Here is a 2,963-nt window from a genome sequence, read left to right as displayed (position 1 = left end):
CGTGCGAAATCGATCATGGATTTATCCTCTTGCGTTGCCCTTGTCGCCAGGCTGGCGGAACGTTGAACCTGCTGCGTGTTTACACTAGTCATCTCATCCGGTGATTCGTATGCCGCCGGCTGCTACTTCGTGGGCGTCCTGCCTCGATGACGTTTTTCAAAATGTGTTTATATTTAAACTCTAAATGTGTTTAAAAGTCAACACAGCATGTGTTTAAGGTGATGTGGATGATAACGATATGGGAAAAGGGAGTGGGAAAGGCATAAAAAAACCAGCCAAGGAGGCTGGTTAGAGTGCTGAAAATTGTAGCTTAGTCGTCAGTTGGCTTTAATCGTCCCCGAAGGTATTTCTCAACATACTCATCAATTTCTTTCAGCCGTAATTGAAAGGTATCGATCATTCTGTCTTGTTCAGACTCCGGCAACTGGTCAAAAAGAGTAATCAACTTACGATGTTTTGGCGTTAACCATGATTCGGCGTGATCATCACCAAACATTAGCTCAGCCGGGCTAATGCCGAGAGCTTTAGATATCGTTATAGCGTCGTCAACGCCAACATTGCGGCGACCTGCTTCATAGTTCCCGATGCGTGACTGAGCCCACCCACATAACTCTGCGAGTTTAGATTGCGACATATTTTTCTGTTCGCGTAGCTGCTTCAGTCTGGCGGCAATTGCAGTGTTTATATTCATTACTGATTTTTACCACGTTACGTGTTAACGCTCAAAGAACGTTTCGTCTTGACTATCTAACACATTGTGTGTTTAATTCAGCTAAACACTATATGTGAGGACAAGATGAACAACATCGCCAAAGAACGGCAAGCGCTCGGTTTAACTCAAGAGCAATTAGCCAAATTATTCGGGTGGCGTCAGTCAAGGCTCTCAAATTATGAGAACGGAACACGCCAACCAGGCCTACCGGAATGCAGATTGATTGTGGAGAAGCTTAACGAGTTAGGGCGCACCTGCTCTCTTGATAGTGTATTTCCGCCACAAAGCGAGGTCTGAATGATGCAATCAGTAGCTTATACCCATAATAAACCACGAGTAGCCGCTCCGGTGAAATCGCAAAATCAATTTAAACCCCAGCGCCGTGACGGCATCCACCACCGCGTCATATTGGCCGCCGTTCGTGAATGGGAATCGACATTACCAGGACAGGCACAGGAACGGATCGCTCAGCTGGTGGCTGAAGAGTGGGCCAAAGTAGATAGCCGCGGAATTACTGTTAATAAACAGAATTTATTCAGATATCTGAAAAACGAGGGCGGTTCGGAAAAGTACACGGCTTACATTATGCAGCTGTCAGGTTCAATTATTGCCGCTATGCCAGTTCAGATTGCCAGAAAGCACGGGTTAAGTAATGCGAGCACAGAAGCAGAGCTGGTGGCGAACGCTATCAAAGAGTGCAGTGAGGCACACCATGCGAAATTAATTGGCGCGCCATTACAAAAGCTCGAGAAGGAAATTCGTGAGGCGGCAATCGCATTATTCAACATGTTACCTGCTGATGCGACGGGACCACTACTGGCGAGCATAAGCGCCGTAGCGCCGCAATTGTTTTAATCGAGTTTTGACCAATGACCATTATTACTGCAACTCGCGGGGTGAAGTATGCCTAATCCTTTGGCTAAGGCCATGCCTAAGAGTAAGGCTAGTAACGAGCCTTACCGTAAGGTGAAGATCACCATGTGGGATGATCCTAAATTTCGAGCCTTATCACCACTCCCGCCAAGTGGGCAGAGTCTGTTTATTTACCTGCTTACAGGCCCATTCACGGGGATTATACCCGGGCTGTATAAGGCGGGAAGGGCGGCTATGGCCGAAGAATTAAACTGGGAAGTCGAAGCCTTCGACTTAGCCTTAGGCGAAGCCATAGCGTTAGGTATGGTGGAAGCCGACCTTAAAGCCAGAGTTTTTTGGTTGCCTAACGCGGTGAAACATAACCCTCCAGCATCAGTGAACGTGATCAAATCATGGGCAAGATCGTTTGAATTACTTCCTGAATGTTCACTGAAAGATAAAGCATATGAAGCTCTCAAAGCCGCCTGCTACGGGGTTTCTGACGCTATGGGGACGGCTTTTGATAAGGCTTTCGCTTTGCCTAAGGATAAGGCTAAGTCTTTGGCTAAACCTTTGCCATCAGGTATCCAGAAAGCAGTTAGCAGTAAACAGATCTTAAACCCCTCTCTTAACGCGGGCGCGATGAAAAATCCGAATGGGGATGAACTGCCATCCCCGGTCATGCCCCGATACCTGGACGGTGTTGATGAACCGATCGGGAAATTCAGCATGACAGATAGCTGGCTTCCCTCCAGAGACTTCCGACAGCGCGCTGCATCGTGGGGTATCCCCCTGCCTGAACCAGATTACCTTCTGACTGAACTCGCAGAATTCACCGCGTATTGGGAGTCGGAAGGGAAAGTTTTTACTCAAATCCAGTGGGAACAAAAATTTGCCCGACATGTAGCCCGGGTGAGAACGCAGGTAAAACCAGAAACCGGAGGTAACAGTCATGTGGGAGCAGGATCCGAACCAACAGCATCCCGGGCAGTTCAGCAAATTCAGTCAGCACACGCAGAGTGGCGCCGCAGGAATGGACTTGATGGCGACGGAAACAGCCTGGCGACTGTGGCAGGTCATGGGGGAGGTGTATTCGAACCGATGGACCCAGAAGAACGGGGCGGAGCCTTCGCCTATCTGGATAGCCCAGATAGGTTCGATGACTGAACCTCAAATTCGGCTGGTCTGTCAGCAGTGCATGGAGCGCTGTGCGATGGGAAATACATGGCCGCCTGACCTGGCTGAGTTTGTTTCTCTGGTTTCAGTGAGTGGAGCGAATCCATTCGGACTGACATCGGAGCAGGTTATGACGGAATACCGGCGCTGGCGCAATGAGTCATATCGGTATTCAGGAAGCGATAAATATCCATGGCCTCAGCCCGTGCTGTATCACATCTGC

Annotated in this window: 4 protein-coding genes and 1 pseudogene; 4 read left to right on the top strand and 1 reads right to left on the bottom strand. The window is 48.9% G+C overall.

All coding sequences use genetic code 11. The annotated features are described in order from the left end of the window. Window positions 1–310: 310 nt before the first annotated feature. On the bottom strand, window positions 311–691 hold the full coding sequence (locus OGV74_RS05015) for a helix-turn-helix domain-containing protein (protein ID WP_003832307.1): 381 nt from the start codon (window positions 689–691) through the stop codon (window positions 311–313). A gap of 105 nt (window positions 692–796) precedes the next feature. Here OGV74_RS05015 and OGV74_RS05010 point away from each other — a divergent pair, with 105 nt between their 5' ends. The 4 genes and pseudogenes from OGV74_RS05010 to OGV74_RS04995 form a co-directional block, all read left to right on the top strand. Further along, window positions 797–1,009: a helix-turn-helix domain-containing protein gene (locus OGV74_RS05010; protein ID WP_003832309.1), complete on the top strand. Its 213-nt coding sequence runs from the start codon at window positions 797–799 to the stop codon at window positions 1,007–1,009. Window positions 1,010–1,012: 3 nt separating this feature from the next. Beyond that, window positions 1,013–1,567 carry a toxin YdaT family protein gene (locus OGV74_RS05005; protein WP_286520433.1) on the top strand — a complete coding sequence of 185 codons (555 nt, stop codon included), beginning with the start codon at window positions 1,013–1,015 and terminating at the stop codon, window positions 1,565–1,567. Window positions 1,568–1,819: 252 nt separating this feature from the next. Beyond that, complete coding sequence (locus tag OGV74_RS05000) at window positions 1,820–2,731, top strand: DnaT-like ssDNA-binding domain-containing protein (protein WP_223307938.1); 912 nt, start codon at window positions 1,820–1,822, stop codon at window positions 2,729–2,731. Then, window positions 2,643–2,963 (top strand): annotated as a pseudogene (locus OGV74_RS04995) (replication protein P); the annotation flags it as partial. The gene OGV74_RS05000 and the pseudogene OGV74_RS04995, both read left to right, overlap by 89 nt.

Origin of the sequence: Citrobacter sp. Cf116, assembly GCF_030336505.1 — a bacterium.
Classification (GTDB): Bacteria; Pseudomonadota; Gammaproteobacteria; order Enterobacterales; family Enterobacteriaceae; genus Citrobacter; species Citrobacter freundii.
Note: the sequence above shows the minus strand (reverse complement) of the source record. Positions and strands in the feature narration are given on the sequence as shown.